21 protein-coding genes are annotated in these 16,146 nt (G+C 58.6%); 16 read left to right on the forward strand and 5 right to left on the reverse strand.

Annotated features, from left to right (window positions below):
- Positions 1-15: 15 nt before the first annotated feature.
- Positions 16-1,401 (forward strand): L-serine ammonia-lyase, encoded by a 1,386-nt coding sequence (locus AB5Y86_RS18195; RefSeq protein WP_368193714.1) that lies wholly within the window; start codon positions 16-18, stop codon positions 1,399-1,401.
- A 275-nt stretch (positions 1,402-1,676) separates the two neighbouring features.
- Positions 1,677-3,047, forward strand: coding sequence for an L-serine ammonia-lyase (locus tag AB5Y86_RS18200; protein ID WP_005336844.1), 1,371 nt, complete (start codon positions 1,677-1,679; stop codon positions 3,045-3,047).
- Between the two features lie 844 nt (positions 3,048-3,891).
- On the opposite strand, the gene AB5Y86_RS18205 is transcribed toward AB5Y86_RS18200, so the two are convergent.
- A complete protein-coding gene (locus AB5Y86_RS18205) occupies positions 3,892-4,170 on the reverse strand; it encodes a YcgL domain-containing protein (protein ID WP_005360946.1) in 279 nt (92 codons plus the stop codon).
- A 107-nt stretch (positions 4,171-4,277) separates the two neighbouring features.
- Between AB5Y86_RS18205 and minC the strand changes: the two genes are divergently transcribed.
- The 5 genes from minC to mtgA all read left to right on the forward strand — a co-directional run bounded on the left by minC (position 4,278) and on the right by mtgA (position 7,396).
- A complete protein-coding gene (minC, locus tag AB5Y86_RS18210; protein WP_013723728.1) occupies positions 4,278-4,997 on the forward strand; it encodes a septum site-determining protein MinC in 720 nt (239 codons plus the stop codon).
- Positions 4,998-5,015: 18 nt separating this feature from the next.
- On the forward strand, positions 5,016-5,828 hold the full coding sequence (gene minD / locus AB5Y86_RS18215) for a septum site-determining protein MinD (protein WP_005336847.1): 813 nt from the start codon (positions 5,016-5,018) through the stop codon (positions 5,826-5,828).
- A gap of 2 nt (positions 5,829-5,830) precedes the next feature.
- Complete coding sequence (gene minE, locus AB5Y86_RS18220) at positions 5,831-6,097, forward strand: cell division topological specificity factor MinE (RefSeq protein ID WP_005336848.1); 267 nt, start codon at positions 5,831-5,833, stop codon at positions 6,095-6,097.
- A 196-nt stretch (positions 6,098-6,293) separates the two neighbouring features.
- On the forward strand, positions 6,294-6,620 hold the full coding sequence (locus AB5Y86_RS18225; RefSeq protein WP_005352317.1) for an HI1450 family dsDNA-mimic protein: 327 nt from the start codon (positions 6,294-6,296) through the stop codon (positions 6,618-6,620).
- Positions 6,605-7,396, forward strand: a complete 792-nt coding sequence (mtgA, locus tag AB5Y86_RS18230) for a monofunctional biosynthetic peptidoglycan transglycosylase (RefSeq protein ID WP_368193716.1) — start codon at positions 6,605-6,607, stop codon at positions 7,394-7,396. The genes AB5Y86_RS18225 and mtgA overlap by 16 nt, the downstream gene beginning before the upstream one ends.
- 3 nt (positions 7,397-7,399) lie before the next feature.
- Here the strand turns inward: mtgA and AB5Y86_RS18235 are convergent, their stop codons facing one another.
- Positions 7,400-7,528 carry a hypothetical protein gene (locus AB5Y86_RS18235; RefSeq protein ID WP_019445852.1) on the reverse strand — a complete coding sequence of 43 codons (129 nt, stop codon included), beginning with the start codon at positions 7,526-7,528 and terminating at the stop codon, positions 7,400-7,402.
- 147 nt (positions 7,529-7,675) lie between these two features.
- Between AB5Y86_RS18235 and AB5Y86_RS18240 the strand changes: the two genes are divergently transcribed.
- Positions 7,676-7,999: an HI1450 family dsDNA-mimic protein gene (locus AB5Y86_RS18240; RefSeq protein WP_368193718.1), complete on the forward strand. Its 324-nt coding sequence runs from the start codon at positions 7,676-7,678 to the stop codon at positions 7,997-7,999.
- A 55-nt stretch (positions 8,000-8,054) separates the two neighbouring features.
- Here AB5Y86_RS18240 and AB5Y86_RS18245 read toward each other — a convergent pair whose 3' ends face one another.
- A complete protein-coding gene (locus tag AB5Y86_RS18245) occupies positions 8,055-8,366 on the reverse strand; it encodes a DUF1289 domain-containing protein (RefSeq protein WP_235462392.1) in 312 nt (103 codons plus the stop codon).
- A 1-nt stretch (position 8,367) separates the two neighbouring features.
- Positions 8,368-9,246, reverse strand: coding sequence for a S1 RNA-binding domain-containing protein (locus tag AB5Y86_RS18250; protein WP_231554908.1), 879 nt, complete (start codon positions 9,244-9,246; stop codon positions 8,368-8,370).
- A gap of 231 nt (positions 9,247-9,477) precedes the next feature.
- Between AB5Y86_RS18250 and AB5Y86_RS18255 the strand changes: the two genes are divergently transcribed.
- From AB5Y86_RS18255 to AB5Y86_RS18270, 4 genes are all read left to right on the forward strand, one after another.
- The gene (locus tag AB5Y86_RS18255; RefSeq protein ID WP_368193722.1) at positions 9,478-10,692 is read left to right on the forward strand and encodes a UPF0149 family protein; all 1,215 of its coding nucleotides are present in this window, start codon (positions 9,478-9,480) and stop codon (positions 10,690-10,692) included.
- Between the two features lie 170 nt (positions 10,693-10,862).
- Positions 10,863-11,327, forward strand: a complete 465-nt coding sequence (locus AB5Y86_RS18260; RefSeq protein ID WP_005336856.1) for a MarR family winged helix-turn-helix transcriptional regulator — start codon at positions 10,863-10,865, stop codon at positions 11,325-11,327.
- 2 nt (positions 11,328-11,329) lie between these two features.
- Positions 11,330-11,518, forward strand: coding sequence for a DUF4250 domain-containing protein (locus tag AB5Y86_RS18265; protein ID WP_005336858.1), 189 nt, complete (start codon positions 11,330-11,332; stop codon positions 11,516-11,518).
- Between the two features lie 163 nt (positions 11,519-11,681).
- Complete coding sequence (locus AB5Y86_RS18270; RefSeq protein WP_005336860.1) at positions 11,682-11,861, forward strand: hypothetical protein; 180 nt, start codon at positions 11,682-11,684, stop codon at positions 11,859-11,861.
- Between the two features lie 183 nt (positions 11,862-12,044).
- Here AB5Y86_RS18270 and AB5Y86_RS18275 read toward each other — a convergent pair whose 3' ends face one another.
- Complete coding sequence (locus tag AB5Y86_RS18275) at positions 12,045-12,632, reverse strand: FMN-dependent NADH-azoreductase (RefSeq protein WP_279504603.1); 588 nt, start codon at positions 12,630-12,632, stop codon at positions 12,045-12,047.
- A 274-nt stretch (positions 12,633-12,906) separates the two neighbouring features.
- Here AB5Y86_RS18275 and AB5Y86_RS18280 point away from each other — a divergent pair, with 274 nt between their 5' ends.
- The 4 genes from AB5Y86_RS18280 to AB5Y86_RS18295 all read left to right on the forward strand — a co-directional run.
- A complete protein-coding gene (locus AB5Y86_RS18280; protein ID WP_368193728.1) occupies positions 12,907-13,749 on the forward strand; it encodes a DMT family transporter in 843 nt (280 codons plus the stop codon).
- 85 nt (positions 13,750-13,834) lie between these two features.
- The gene (gene purT / locus AB5Y86_RS18285) at positions 13,835-15,013 is read left to right on the forward strand and encodes a formate-dependent phosphoribosylglycinamide formyltransferase (RefSeq protein ID WP_368193724.1); all 1,179 of its coding nucleotides are present in this window, start codon (positions 13,835-13,837) and stop codon (positions 15,011-15,013) included.
- A 126-nt stretch (positions 15,014-15,139) separates the two neighbouring features.
- On the forward strand, positions 15,140-15,799 hold the full coding sequence (gene hxpB / locus AB5Y86_RS18290; RefSeq protein ID WP_368177318.1) for a hexitol phosphatase HxpB: 660 nt from the start codon (positions 15,140-15,142) through the stop codon (positions 15,797-15,799).
- A 211-nt stretch (positions 15,800-16,010) separates the two neighbouring features.
- The coding region (locus tag AB5Y86_RS18295) for a transposase (RefSeq protein WP_368193730.1) at positions 16,011-16,146 on the forward strand (136 nt) is incomplete at its 3' end.

Here is a 16,146-nt window from a genome sequence, read left to right on the forward strand (position 1 = left end):
CACCGGATTGATGTCATGATCAGCGTGTTTGACCTGTTTTCCATCGGAATTGGCCCCTCCTCTTCCCATACCGTCGGCCCCATGCGTGCCTCCTATGCCTTCGTCCAGCAGCTCAAGTTGCAAGGGCATCTGCCACAGGTCACGCGGGTCGAAGTGGAGTGTTACGGCTCGCTGGGCCAGACCGGCAAAGGGCACGGTACCGGCAAGGCAATCATTCTGGGGTTATCGGGTTTTGAACCGGAATCGGTCGATATCGATGCGATTCCTGCCATTCTGGCTCGAGTGGAAAAGGAACAGAGCCTGCCGCTGGCAGGCGAGCAACCAAGCCATTTTCCGCGCACCGGTGCCATCATCTTCAACCGCCGCAAGACCCTGCCGGCCCACACCAACGGCATGACTCTGCGGGCCTTTGATAAAGAGGAAAACCTGCGCTTCAGCCAGACCTACTACTCCATCGGGGGCGGCTTCATCATTGAAGAGAGCCACTTTGTCACCGCCAAGGAGGAGGCCGCCAAGTCCGATGCCGAACACCCTGTCCCCTACCCGTTCGACAGCGGCGCTCAACTGCTGGCCCATTGTCAGGAGAGCGGCCTCTCCATCTCGGGGCTTATCCTCGCCAATGAGCGGGTCTTTCGCAGCGATGAGCAGATAAAAGCGGGGCTGCGCAAGATCTGGCAGGCGATGCAGGGCTGCGTCGAGCGAGGCTGCAAAAGCGAAGGGGTGCTGCCGGGCGGCCTCAAGGTTCGGCGCCGCGCCCCGGGGCTGTTCCGCCAGCTAAGCTGCGAGACCAACTTCAACAAGGACCCGCTGATGGTGATGGAGTGGGTCGACCTGTTTGCGCTGGCCGTCAATGAAGAGAACGCCGCCGGTGGCCGGGTGGTGACCGCCCCCACCAATGGCGCTGCGGGCATCATCCCCGCCGTGCTGCACTACTACGATCGCTTCGTGCACAAGGTGGATGACGAGACGCTGATCCGCTACTTCCTCACCGCGGCTGCCATCGGCATCTTATATAAGAAGAACGCCTCCCTCTCCGGCGCCGAAGTGGGCTGTCAGGGGGAAGTGGGTGTCGCCTGCTCCATGGCGGCTGGCGCGCTGACCGAACTGCTGGGGGGCAGCCCGGCCATGGTGGAGAACGCCGCCGAAATAGGCATGGAGCACAATCTCGGCCTCACCTGCGATCCCATCGGCGGACTGGTGCAGGTGCCCTGCATCGAGCGCAACGCCATGGGGGCGGTCAAGGCGATCAATGCCGCCCGCCTCGCCCTGCGCGGCACCGGTGAGCACAAGGTGTCGCTCGACAAAGTGATCAAGACCATGTGGGAGACCGGCAACGACATGAAGACCAAATACAAGGAGACGGCCCGTGGCGGCCTCGCCGTTAACATTACCGAATGTTAAAAAACGGCAAATGACTCCATTTGGTTCCTAAATGCCCGGCATCGCCGGGTATTTTTATGGGCAAACGCTTAACAAAATGGATAAGCACAAAAATAAATTTTATACTCGCGCCTCAGATTCAACAAAAATAGATCTATTTCAACTTTTTTTAGGTCTGGAGCCGTTACACTACGGTTATCTGGTTCTGTGACCTGCGCTGACAAGCGCGTTCCATGGATCTCCCAAATTTCTGTGAGTGGGCATGCCGCCCCCTTCTACCCTGAGGTAATAGTGACATGATCAGCGTTTTTGATATCTTCAAAATCGGTGTAGGCCCCTCTTCTTCCCACACTGTTGGCCCGATGAAAGCGGCCAAACAGTTTGTTGACGAGCTGCGCGCGGGCGGCAAGATCCGCGATGTAACCCGGATCAATGTCGACGTCTACGGCTCCCTCTCCTGGACTGGCAAAGGCCACCATACCGACACCGCCATCATCATGGGCCTGGCTGGCAACCTGCCGGAAAATGTCGATATCGATGCCATCCCCGAGTTTATCTCCCGTGTTGAGCAGACCGAGCGCCTGCCGATCGGCCTGCACTGCCACACCGTCAGCTTCCCGCGTGACGCCATGGTATTCCACGACGAAGCCCTGCCGCTGCACGAAAACGGCATGAAGCTGACTGCCCTGATTGAAGATGAAGTGGTTTACAGCAAGACCTACTACTCCATCGGTGGCGGTTTCATCGTTGACGAAGAGAACTTCGGCAAGGCTGACAGCGGCGACATGTCCGTACGCTATCCGTTCAAGAGCGCCGCTGAGCTGGTTGCCCACTGCAGCCAGACCGGTCTCTCCATCTCTGCCCTGATGATGGAAAACGAGAAGTGCTTCAACACTCCGGAAGAGATCTACAAGAAGTTCGGCAAGATCTGGAACACCATGCGCGAAGGTATCGAGCGCGGCTGCCGTACCGAAGGCGTTCTCTCCGGCCCGCTGCGCGTACCCCGTCGTGCCGCACCGCTCTACCGTCAGCTCAACACCAACGAGAACCTCTCGAGCGATCCGATGAACATCGTTGACTGGGTCAACATGTTCGCTCTGGCCGTGAGTGAAGAGAACGCTGCCGGTGGCCGCGTGGTCACTGCACCGACCAACGGCGCTGCCGGTATCATCCCGGCCGTACTGGCCTACTACGACAAGTTCATCCAGCCGGTTGGCCGCGACGAGTACACCCGTTTCTATCTGGCTGCCGGTGCCGTCGGCATCCTCTATAAGATGAACGCCTCCATCTCCGGCGCCGAAGTGGGCTGTCAGGGTGAAGTGGGTGTCTCCTGCTCCATGGCCGCTGCCGGTCTGACCGAGCTGATGGGCGGTAGCCCGGAGCACGTTTGCGAAGCCGCTGAAATCGGTATGGAACACAACCTGGGTCTGACCTGTGATCCGGTTGCCGGTCAGGTACAGGTGCCTTGCATCGAGCGTAACGCCATCGCCGCCATGAAGGCAGTCAACGCCTCCCGTATGGCCCTGCGTCGTACCTCCAAGCCGCGCGTCTCCCTGGACAAGGTGATCGAGACCATGTACATCACCGGCAAGGACATGGACTCCAAGTACCGTGAAACCTCCCGTGGTGGTCTGGCCATCAAGGTGATGCAGGTTGCTTGCGAATAAATAAGGGTTGCGACCCTCATCTGAACAAAGGCGGGATATCCCGCCTTTTTTATTGCCCGAATGGGATGCCGGGCACTTATACCGGCATACCGACCATTTCACTGTAGGGCGTCGCTGATATACCCTGCTACGCCACGATTGCCTTGTCTGCATACCTATCTAATTACATACCTTGATTAACTCTTCTCAATGCATTGAGAGGGACATTACGCCCCTACATGAAACCTGTACCTGCTATCTTGCCCCGGTCACGATTCCACAACTAATCGATATCGAGATGCCCCCTCAGCTCAATATCCCCCTTTGGTCATACCCTTGTTTGGCAAGACGCGGTTACCACTCCCCCTGCGGATTATCACGCCGCCACATTGATTGCCTCCTATGTGGCACTTTCGTGATCAGGGCAAACAATCAAGTACACAAACAGGGGGTTAGCTCATCATTTTGGCCACAGCGCATCACGCAAACTGGTTTTAGCACCGTTATCACCGCCCTCTTTACGCCCTGTTTGATGTAAAACGCATCGAGCAGTGGAGGCCAAAAAAGCACCCAAAGAAGGGGCTAAAAATAATCGATGAATGGGCCAATAGTCGTTCAAATGGAGGATATGAGTACGCGCCACTCGCTATTTTTGTGAGCGCCAGCAAAGGTTGAAGATATGGTGTTGGGAGTAGATTGACTTTCTATTTAAACAGCGAAAAGTGAATATCACCAAAGGGAGGGTTTAATTTGGCCAGATCCTGTCACGGGATTATCGCAAGCTACCTCTCCGGAGCCGGAATGCGTCATGCAGAGTCACAAAGAATTAGCCCCGCTGGGCAGATCACACAACGGGGCTGGATATTCAGGATGGTTTTTTCAGGCTGGCCTTGTGCTGCTCCAGCAAATTCTCGGGGGGCGGCGGCACCTGCAGGTAGAACCCCTGGTTGGTCAGCGCGGCCATCACCTTGCCAACATCAGCCAGCCCCAAGGGCTTGGCCGGATCCAGCTTGGTCATCAGCACCAGCTCGGGACGCCCGAATGCGCTCAGCAGTGGCTCGGGAACGCGGGAGAAATCCTCTCTTTTTTCAACAAAAAGGTAGGTCTCGGCTTTTTTGCGACTTTTATAGACTGCACACAACATGGAAATTGATATAATCCGACGAGTTTATTGCCTCTGATGGGGGCAAACTATAACATCAGGAATTGAATAACAATAACGGATTAGCATCTCTGCCTCGGGGAAGATTCATGGTTGAGCGCGATAACGAATTGAAAGGGACCACCTTCACTATTTCTGTGTTGCATATCAGCGATGGCGAGCCTGAGCGGATACGTCAGTTGTTGGCCGAAAAAGTGGCCCAGGCACCCTACTTTTTTAATTGCGCACCGTTGGTGATCAATGTTTCCCGACTGGAACATATTCCCGATTTCGAACAGCTCAAGGAGCTGGTGGAGTCCGAAGAATTTGTGCTGGTCGGCATCACGGGGGCGCGCAGTGAAGAGATGAAGACAGCCGCCAAGGCGGTGGGACTGGCCGTGATGGCCTCGGGCAAGAGTCGCAAGAGCGAACCGGAACCCGAGCCTGCCCCCGCGCCAGCCGCCCCTGAGGTGGTTCCCGAGCCCGAACCCGCCCCCTTGATCCCGAGCAAGGTACATGTGGGACCGGTTCGTTCCGGCCAGCAGATTTATGCCGCCGGCACCTCGTTGGTGGTGCTGGGGTCCGTCAGTCCGGGAGCCGAAGTGCTCGCCGACGACAGCATTCATATTTATGGCACCCTGCGTGGCAGAGCCATTGCCGGTGCCCGGGGAAACACCCAGGCCCGGATCTATTGCCAGCAATTACAGGCCGAGCTGCTCTCCATCGCGGGCACATTCCAGCTGAGCGATGCATTGCCGGCAGGCCTGATCCAGCAACCGGTACACGTCCGGCTGGACAACGAACAACTCCGAATAGACCGTATCAAATAGAGTTACAAGGAAGCGAGAATGGCGCGAATCATAGTCGTTACATCAGGTAAAGGTGGCGTTGGCAAGACCACAACCAGTGCGGCCCTGAGCACCGGCTTAGCCCAGCGTGGTCACAAGACAGTGGTCATTGACTTTGACATCGGTCTGAGAAACCTGGATCTCATCATGGGCTGCGAGCGGCGCGTGGTGTATGACTTCGTCAACGTCATCAACGGGGAAGCAAACCTCAATCAGGCGCTGATCAAAGACAAACGCTCTGAAAATCTGTTTATCCTGCCCGCCTCCCAGACCCGGGACAAAGATGCCCTCACCCGTGAGGGGGTCGAGAAGATCCTGGATCAGCTGGCGGAGATGAAGTTCGATTACATCGTCTGCGACTCCCCGGCGGGGATCGAGGCGGGCGCGCTGATGGCGCTCTATTTTGCCGATGAAGCGATCGTCACCACCAACCCGGAAGTCTCTTCCGTGCGTGACTCCGACCGCATCCTTGGTATCCTTGCCTCCAAGTCCCGCCGCGCCGAGCGTGGCGAAGACCCCATCAAGGAGCACCTGCTGCTGACCCGCTACTGCCCGACCCGCGTCAACCGCGGCGACATGCTAAGTGTGCAGGATGTGCAGGAGATCCTGGCCATCCCGCTACTCGGGGTGATCCCGGAGTCCCAGGCGGTGCTGCGCGCCTCCAACTCCGGCGAACCGGTTATTCTGGACAAGGAGTCCGATGCCGGTCAGGCCTACGAAGATGCGGTGTCCCGCCTGCTGGGCGATGCCAAGGAATTTCGTTTTCTGGAAGAAGAGAAGAAGGGCTTCTTTAGCCGACTGTTCGGGAGTTAAACATGTCATTATTGGATTATTTTCGTTCCAACAAGAAACAGAACACCGCACAACTGGCCAAAGAGCGGTTGCAGATCATTGTTGCTCACGAGCGTTCATCCAGAGGGGGGCCGGATTACCTGCCCCAGCTCAAGCAGGATATCCTCGATGTGATCCGCAAATACGTCAACATTGATCCGGAGAAGATAACCGTCCAACTGGATCAGAAGAGTGATGAGCTGTCGGTACTGGAGCTCAACATCACCTTCGCCGATGACAAGAAGGGATGAGCTGACGCCCTATGCGTGACCCCTTCCCCCAATGAAGACCGGATCCTGTCACTGGATCCGGTTTTTTATTGGCACAAAAACAGGTCACAGCGGCTCGCTTCATCTCGCCAAGGGGTCTGCCGACCGCTAGAATAGCGCCGCCCCGCAGGCAGTGATCTGCGCGGCACCTTTTTCTCTTTTCTGGAACAGACCGCTTATGTCTATGAATGACGAAATGCACAGCGTCGAGGAACTGCTCGATACCGCCCTCGAACTCTTTATGGAGCTGGCCTCTGACAACCTGCCGGAGCAGGAGATCGCCCGCTTCAATCAGGAGTTCAACGACCGCGGCCTGCTGGCCGAAACCGACCCGGCCGATGACTGGGAAGCGGACGTGGGTTTTGCCGTGAGCGACACCGACTATGCCGAGATCTGGGTAGGCCTTGGCAATGAAGAACAAGAGTATGAGCATCTGTTTGCCCGCATGCTGCTCTCCCGCCGTGTTGACGAGAAGTTCTGCCACATCGAATGGCTGCCCCAATAATTCCGGATCCCGATGATCCCAGCCATTATCAGTGGGAGTCTGGCCCTGACGCCGTGGCCCCCGTGCGCGCATCTGCATCGTTTGGGCGCCGGGTGTTGAGGTGGGCAGGCAAGATCGCGCTGGCCGGGCTGCTCTGCTCGGTCGGCTCGGTCGCCTTGCTGCGTTTTATCGATCCGCCGATGTGGAGCTGGCGTATCGAGCGGGCCCTCTTTCCGCCCGCCAAGATCACCCAGGTGCGCCATCAATGGGTAGATCTGGAGTCCATCTCCAAGGATCTGCAACTGGCGGTGATCGCCGCCGAGGATCAGCGCTTTGCCGAGCACAACGGCTTTGACATGGATGCCATCAACGCGGCGCTCAAGCACAACCAGCACAGCGAACGGGTGCGCGGCGCCAGCACCCTCAGCCAGCAGACCGCCAAGAACCTCTTTATGTGGAGTGATCGCAGCTTCCTGCGCAAGGGGCTGGAGGCCTGGTTTACCCTGCTGATGGAGCTGGGTTGGGACAAGGCCCGCATTCTCGAGGTCTATCTCAATATCGTGGAGTTCGGCCCCGGCATCTATGGCGCCGAAGCCGCGGCCCGCACCTACTTTGGCAAACCGGCCAGCCGCTTGACCCGCTACGAGTCATCCCTGCTGGCCGCCGCCCTGCCCAATCCGTGGCGTTATCGGGTCAAGCCCCCTTCACCCTATGTGCAGAAGCGCTCGGTCTGGATCCGCCGCCAGATGGGGCAACTGGGTCAGATCACCCTCAATCGGGTGCATCAGGCCGACTGATCCTCAGGGCTCATCGGGTTTCTCCGGTGGGCCCAGATGACCGCCCACCGTCTCGCGGTGAAGCGGCAGATAGTGCCACCACCAGGCCTCGCGCCGTCGCTTGATCTGTTGCCGCCGTCCCCGCTGCTTCATCCCCTTACTCCCTGCCAGATGATCCGCGCCTTAACCATACTCCCCCAACGGCAACTTGGACAGGCTAGCCACGCCCGGCGCACTGGTCTGGCCGCCACAGCCAATAATTGTTACAGTAGCGAACCTCGATGTATCTGGAGTGATTTCATGGAACAGCGTACCCCGGATCAGCTGGTCGAATGGGCCTATGATCAGTTTCTTGAGCAGGCCGCCGATATGCTGGCCCCCGAACAAATAGTCGACATCACCCTGGAGTTTGAAAAGCGTGGTGCCGTCGAAGCAACCCTGCCCAGTGCTGACTGGTCGACCGAGCTGGGTGAGCCGGTCGATATGGAGCGCTGGGTCGAAGTGTGGGTCGGTTTGCTGGATCATCAGGATGAGTTTGAGGCGATCTTTGCCACCTTCCTGCTGCCTCGTCTGCTCACTGAGAATCAAGTGCATGTGCGCTGGCATCGCCAGCAGCAGGCATAAAAAAGGCGCCATCGGCGCCTTTATTGTTTCTGTGCTCTTTTATTGCTGTTCTCTGCTAATCCTGCGCCGCAATGGCCTTAGCCAGACAGCGGCGGCACCAGCAGGCGCTGGCCTCCTGCATCGGCAGTACCGGCAACTGGCTGCACCAGCACTGCTCGATGGTCTGACCGGCAGAGACGGCGCAATAGGCCGGTTCACCACAACCCGGGCAGCGATGGGTGCTTTTCGAGCCATTCAGCTCTGCCATCACCGCCAGCTGGGCCTTGCTCTCCAGCGCCGACCAGTGGCCGATCTCGCTCAGGGTGCGGCCACAACCAAGGCAAAGCCCATCTTTCGCCTTGCAGAGGCCAACACAGGGGCTCGGCATCTTATTCGCTATCCTGCGCCTGCTCGCCTGCTTGCGCCTGTGCGGCACCGGCGTCGGTCAGGGTAATGGCGTTATCTTCGATGACAATCTTGCCCTGTTTGTAGAGGCCGCCGATCGCCTTCTTGAAGGTGCCCTTGCTCATGCTGAACAGCTTGTAGATAAGCTCGGGTTCGCTCTTGTCACCCACCGCCAAACTGCCGCCCTGCTTTCTCATCCGGCTCAGAATGCGCTCACCGGCATCATCAACCCGCGCCAGACCCGGCTTTTGCAGGGTCAGATCGAGCTTGCCATCTTCGCGCACCTGCTTGACCCAGGCGGTTTGCGGCCGACCGGTCATCACCCGGCCAAACACCTCGTTCTTGAACAGCATGCCCGGATACTGACCGTTGACGATCACCTTGATGCCAAGGGGCGAGTGCTCCCCCGGCAGCGCGGTCACTTCGTCACCGACCTTGAAGTTGCTGCCGGCCGGGGTCAGGAAACGCTCGATGCGGCTGGTGCCGACCATGCGCCCTTCGTTATCCAGTTGCAGACGCACCAGATAAACGTGGCCCACCTGCATCGGCTTGTTCTGCTCGCGGCTGGGCACGAACAGATCCTTTTTCATGCCCCAGTCGAGGAAGGCACCAATCTTGTTGGCATTGACCACTTTCAGACCGGCAAATTCGTCCACCATGGCAAATGGCTTGTCAGTGGTGATCACCGGCTCGCAATCGGCATCCAGATAGAGGAAGACCTGCACGCTATCCCCCTCTTTCACCCCTTCCGGCAGTTGACGTTTGGGCAGCAGCAGTTCACCGTACTCATCGGCCGCAAGCCAGGCGCCACGGTCTTCGAGTTCAACAACGGTGAGGGTGTTCATCTTGCCAATCTGTATCATGGTGCTCTCTTTTTTCATTACCCGGATGGGCCAATTGATCATGGCCCCTATGGGCGCGCATGTTACCTCAAGAGCGGTGATCCGGCCTAGTCCCCAAGCCACCACTGGCCGCCCTTTCGCCCTTATCTTATCCGCCAATGGTGATTAAATCGCCAAACAGGCGGCCATTTGCTGCAAATAACCCCACTTATAGGTAGACTTCGCGGCTGTTCAAATCCAGAGGAACTGTCGATGAACCCATCCACTCGTACCCGCCATCTTAATCAATGGATCCAGAGCCACAGCGATCAGGACATGACCTACCCGGCCCTGCACGGTTTTCTCTGTGCTCGTCTGGTGGGGCCGGAAAGCCCTGACTGGCAACACCCGCTGGCTGGTCTGCTGGAACAGGATGCCGAGTTGGATGAAAAAAGCGCAGAAGCCCTCAACCACCTGATCGCCGAGCTGGAATCCCAAGCCGACGACGCCCAGCTTGCCCTACCCAGCCAGTGTCGCCTGCCCAGCGATAACCCCGAGCAGGTGTTCGAACAGAGCCACCCCCTCGGTCAATGGTGTTATGGCTTCAGCATGGGTTTTGCCACCTGGCCCAAGCCGAAGGATTTGAACGACCCGACCACCCAGTACCGCTTCAGTCTGGCCGCCGAGCTGAGCCTGTTTCGCGACAAGCAGATGGCCCAGATGCTCTATAGCGCCGCCGCCAGCGAACTCCCCTTTGTCGAGTTCTGCAAGCGCCAGCGCCAGAATATGAAAACCGCCCTCAACCAGTTGCTCAACCTCGACCAGTATCAGGCCGCCCCCAGCGCTGATGTGGCCCTCAATGGCGAGCAGGCCCAACAGTGGCAGACCTGGTTCGAGCTGGCCGACAGCTGCCGCGATCATCAGGCCCGCCTCGGCTGGTTCGAGAAGATCATCGCCGATGCCACTCCGCTCTTTGACGACGCCTTCTGGCAGCAAATCGCCGGTCACGGCTGGAGTGCCCCCGAACTGCGCCCTCTGCTGGCCGCCAGAGCCGGCCGCGCCGACTGCCTGCTGCGCCTTGGCAAGCTGGGCGAGGCCAAAGCGGAGTATCTGGCGCTGCTGACAATCTGCGTGGCCGATGAGCTGGGTTGCCGCTACAACCTCTCCACCCTCTATGCACTGCAAGGGGATTGGCAGGCGTTGGCCGCCCTGCTGGTGCGCTTCGATGAAGCCTCCAGCTGGTTGCTCTACAACAAGGCGCTGATGGTCTTTGCCACCGAGGGTGCCGAGGCAGCCAAGCCCCATCTGCTGGTCGCCATCGAGGCCAACCCGCACATTCCGGCCTGCCTGCTGGGTCAGCGCAAGCTGCCCAAACAGGAGCCACAAAGCTGGCAAGCGGGCAGCCGCGACGAGGCCGCGCTCTACGCCATCCACACACGCGAGGCCTGGCTGAAGCAAAACGCCCTCATCTGGTTGCGTAAAGGCTGAACAGCGTTGGCTTAAAATCCCGTCGGTCAGACCCGGTTTTTCCTTGAGGGCGTGCGCCACCGCACATTTCATCGCAACCGGGTCAGACAAATCAGCTTGAGTTTCGTATCATCAATGTCAAAGTATCAAAAGAAACTGCATCTGATGCAGCCGTCACAGCAGGGTGTAATATGTCAAAAATCATAGCGTTACTCGCTCACTACCCGCCCTATCAGTTGGTACATGCCGCCGAGATGCTACGGGATACCTTCGAACAGTTTTATGAGCAGCGTTACCAGCTGACCGTGCCGCAATGGCGCCTGATGATGGTGCTCGGCCCCAACTACCCCATCAGCCAGAAAGAGCTGGTCGAGGCGAGCGGCATGGACAAGGTGCGCATCTCCCGCGAGATCCGCCGTCTGGTCGAAAAAGGGATCATCTTTACCGAGAGCAGCGAGCAGGATAAACGCATCAGCCTGGTCTCCCTCACCAATGCCGGGCTCGCCCTCTTCCTGCAGCTCAAGAGTGAAGCGGGCAGCTGGCAACATACCCTGACCGACTATCTGCCTAGCGAATCCCGCGAGGCGATCCGCCAGCATCTGCACAGCGTCAGCGCCGCCATCGAGCAGTTGCAATCACTGGATCGGGAGAAATAATCATGGATTTGAAAAAGTTCGCCACCATGGACATCAACATGCTGCTGAGCGTCGTCAATATGCAGCTGCGTGATCGCTATGACGATCTGGATGATCTCTGCAAAGCGCAGGATATCGATCAGGCTGCACTGGAAGCGCGGCTCGCCAGCGGCGATTTTCACTACCAGCCAGCGCAGAAACAGTTCAGATAAAGAGAGCTAGCGGGATCGGGATCACAGCGCCAGTGATGGCGCTGGCTCTGCGGTAAAAACCTGATATGGTCTGAAGAGCCCCAACAGGGTGATGCACGGATACATCACCCTGTCACAAGAGGGCATTAAAATCGTTTCAGGTGAGCAAACCAAGGATGACCCCATGATATTGATGACCCGACAGAGCCTGTTGATCACGCTCTGTACCCTGTTGATGATCAGCCTCTTCACGCCCCACTTGCCGCAAAGTACCGAACAGTGGCTGACCACCCTCTTGCTTGGCCTGCTGGTCGCGGTGGCATTGCTGCTGGTGCGCGGTTGTCGCCGCTTTATGATGGAGTAGTGACTCCGCCAGAGCGTCTATACCGACCGCTTGCCGCGATACTCTCTGTAGCAGCAACGTCTATCGCAATCATATCTAGCCCAAAAACAAACGCAGCCTGATGGCTGCGTTCTTGTATCTGGCGGGGCAACCCCTTGAAGAGATAACCCCTGACGGGATAGAGAGCCCTTATAGAGAGAGCCCTTAGATAGCCAGAGCCTCAAGCTGCGCTTTGGCCGCTTCCATCCCCTTGCTCTGGGCATCCGGGCCCATACCCATCCCCTCGGCGTAGATGAAATCCACCTCTTTGATACCGATGAAACCGAGCACGGTACGCATGTAGGGAGTGACCAGATCGGTGGCACTGCCAACGTGCATGCCGCCACGGGGGCTGATCACCAGCGCACGGGTATTTTCAACCATACCGACCGGACCGGTCTCGGTATAGCGGAAGGTGACGCCAGCACGAGCCACCAGATCGATCCAGTTTTTCAGCTGGGTCGGGATGTTGAAGTTGTACATGGGGGCCGCAATCACCACCAGATCGCTTGCTTTGAGCTCGGCGATCAGCTCGTCAGACTGGGCGATCACCGCCAGTTGACGTTCATTGAGGTTGTCACCACCGCGCAGGCCGGAGGCCAGCTCGCCATCCAGCACCGGCAGGTTGAGGGCAGCCAGATCACGCACGGTGACGGCATCATCCTGATGGTCAACCAGGAAGCCGTCGATCAGGGCGTTGGATTGGGAATATTGACCCAGGATGCTGGATTTGAGTACGAGGATATTGGCCATGGTGAAACTCCATTTGGTTGTCGGTTGAACAGCGTTGCTGTCGATGGAGGTCACTCTAAACATTGTGCTTATTTGCTGATAGCGAAAATAGATGCTCAACTTGTTCAAATTTTTTGATGCAAGGCCACTTCCTCGCCAGCCAGCCCCGCGGCCGCGCTTCAACCCTTGGCAGAACAAACGATTGCCGTTATGATCCGCCGCACTTTTTTCCAGCGACCCGGATCCCATGATACCCTCGCGCAGGCACTCTCCTCTGGCCGGTGCAGTCTGGATGATGGTGGCAGGACTCTGCTTCGCCGCCGTCAACAGCCTGAGCCAGTATGTCAGCTTCAAACTCGGCCTTGCCTCTACCCAGGTCGCCTTCCATCAATACCTGATCGCCCTGATCTGCCTGCTGCCCTGGCTGGTCCGCCACGGCTTGCGCCAATCCCTGATGACCAATCAGTTCCGGTTGCACCTGTTGCGGGTATTGCTGGCGGTGATCGGCATCCAGCTCTGGCTCTGGGCACTGGCGTACCCTGTACCCATCTGGCAGGGGATCGCCCTGCTGATGACCTCACCGCTGTTTGCCACCCTGGGCTCCGCCCTGCTGCTCAAGGAGCAGGTGAGCCGCGCCCGCATTCTGGCCACCCTGGCGGGCTTTGCCGGCGCCATGCTGATCCTCGCCCCCTGGACTGACGAATTCAACTGGGCCTCCCTGCTGCCGGTGGCAGCGGCGCTGTTCTGGGCCGGCTACTCCCTGATGGTGCGCTATCAGGCGGCCAACGAATCATCCCACACCATAGTGGTGTATCTGCTTATCTTTAGTACCCCGTTCAACGTCATGCTGGCACTGCCGGAGTGGCAGTGGCCCACCGAGCCACAATGGCTGCTGCTGGCGGCAGCGGGCATTCTGTCGGCACTCGCGCACATGTCCATCGCTCGCGCCTACAGCGTGGCGGAGGCCTCCTTCGTGCAGCCTTTCGATTTTGCCAAGCTGCCGATGAACGTGCTGGCAGGCTGGCTGGTATTTGGCTGGGCGCCCCCCGGCCGTCTGTGGCTTGGCGCCGCCATCATCATTGGCGCCATTACCTTGCTGACCCATCTGGAGCAGCACGCTCACAAACCCGTTTCCTGAGGTACGCCATGCGTGCCTCTTTTTTTGTCCGCTATTTGTGTAATAGCGATCATCAACAATGACCATCGACATCAGGAGAGATCGTATGTTTGGAACCGCAACCCGCCCCGGCGCCACCCGTGCCCTGCTGCTGGGCTCCGGCGAACTTGGCAAGGAGGTCGCCATCGAGTTGCAACGGTTCGGGATCGAAGTGATCGCCGCCGACCGCTACCCCAATGCCCCCGCCATGCAGGTGGCCCACGCTGCCCACGTGCTGGACATGCTCGATGGCAACGCCCTGCGTGCCCTGGTTGCCGAGGTTAAACCCGACCTCATCATCCCCGAGATTGAAGCGATTGCCACCGATACCCTTGCTGCCCTTGAGCAAGAAGGGGTCAAGGTAGTGCCCAACGCCCGCGCTACCCAGCTCACCATGAACCGGGAAGGAATCCGCCGCCTCGCCGCCGAGACCCTGGGCCTGCCCACCTCCCCCTACCGCTTTGCCCAGAGCAAGGAGGAGTTTGTCGCCGCCGTCGAGACCATCGGCCTGCCCTGCGTGGTGAAGCCGGTGATGAGCTCATCCGGCAAGGGACAGAGCGTGCTGCGCGATCTCGCCAAGCTGGATGAGAGCTGGACCTACGCCCAGGAGGGTGGCCGCGCCGGTCGTGGTAAGGTGATCGTCGAGGGCTTCGTTCCCTTCGAGTACGAGATCACCCTGCTCACAGTACGCGCCGTTGATGGCATTCACTTCTGCGCCCCTATCGGCCACCGGCAGGAAGATGGCGACTACCGCGAATCCTGGCAGCCACAGGTGATGAGCGAGCTGGCGCTGGCCCGATCCAAAGAGGTAGCGGCCAAGGTGGTCGAGGCCCTCGGTGGTTACGGCCTGTTCGGAGTCGAGCTCTTTATAAAAGGCGATGAAGTGTGGTTCAGCGAAGTCTCGCCGCGTCCCCACGATACCGGCATGGTGACCCTGATCTCTCAGGATCTCTCCGAGTTCGCCCTGCATGTGCGCGCCATTCTGGGGCTGCCGGTCGGCACCATCACCCAGTACGGGCCGAGCGCCTCCGCCGTGGTACTGCGCGAAGGGCACAGCCAGAATATCCGCTATCAGGGGATTGGTGAGGCATTGGCGATGGTGCCGGGTGCCCAGCTGCGGCTGTTTGGCAAACCGGAGATCGCCGGTCGCCGCCGTCTTGGCGTGGCGCTGGCCCGCGCAGCGGATTGCCAGGATGCGGTAGAGAAAGCCAAAGCCGTGGCCGCCAAGGTCGATGTACTGTTCTAAGGGCTTTTTTGCCATAGCAAAACAAACGTTTGCCGATGTGATCGGGCGCAAGGGGCATGGCAATGCCCCTTTTGCATTTCCCCGTCAGGCTTATAATCCCCTCTTCAAATTTGTCAGGAGTACAAGATGTTAGCTGCCGTGATCTTCGATATGGATGGTGTTCTGATCGACTCGGAACCCTTTTGGCAACGGGCCCAAATCGCCGTTTTCTCCGAACTGGGTCACCCCCACACGGTAGAGGATTGCGAATCGACCATCGGCGTGCGCATCGATCAGCTGGTTGCCCACTGGTATCGCCTGCGCCCGTGGAGCGGCCCGAGCCAGGAGGAGGTGGTACAGCGCATTCTGGATCGGGTCAACGCCCTGATCCTCTCCGAAGGTCAGGCCAAAGCCGGCGTGCTGGAGGCGCTCGACCTTATCGAGGCCCGCGGCCTGAAAGTGGGTCTGGCCACCTCCTCCCCCTTTGCGATGGTAGAAGCGGTGCTCGGCAAACTTGGCATTCGCGATCGCTTTATGGCGGTTCACTCCGCTGAAGTAGAGCGTTTCGGCAAACCGCACCCGGATGTCTACATCCACGCCGCCGAAAAGCTGGGGGTGGAACCGGTACACTGTCTGGCCATCGAAGACAGTTTTACCGGCCTGCTGGCGGCCAAGGCGGCCTCCATGACAGCGCTGATCGTGCCGGACCCAGCTTTAGTGGGTAACCCACGCTTGGCCATCGCCAACTACCAGCTGAGCTCGCTGGCCGAGCTCAATGCCGACATGTTGGCCAGCTGGGTCAAATAGCGCCTATCCCGGCCTTGTTGCGCTCGCGTTCTCATACCCGCAGGGGGCTCCAGCCCCCTGTGATTGCCAAACAACTGTTGGCAATCACCCTCTTTTCACTCGTCATTCACAACCAGATTGTTCTTCTCGCACACGACCACTCCAGCCGGTTTGTAGTGGTCTAATCATCCCGGACACCATTTTAAGTCGCCACCATGACCTGAGGTGTTCAATGACAAAATTACGTCGCTCATTTACTGCCGAATTCAAACTCGAAGCCGCATCCCTGGTGCTCGACCAGGGATATTCTGTCCCCGAAGCAAGCCGTTCACTGGATGTCGGTGAAACCGTGCTCCGTCGCTGGGTTC

This window comes from Aeromonas sp. s8 (assembly GCF_040907785.1).
Classification (GTDB): Bacteria; Pseudomonadota; Gammaproteobacteria; order Enterobacterales; family Aeromonadaceae; genus Aeromonas; species Aeromonas veronii.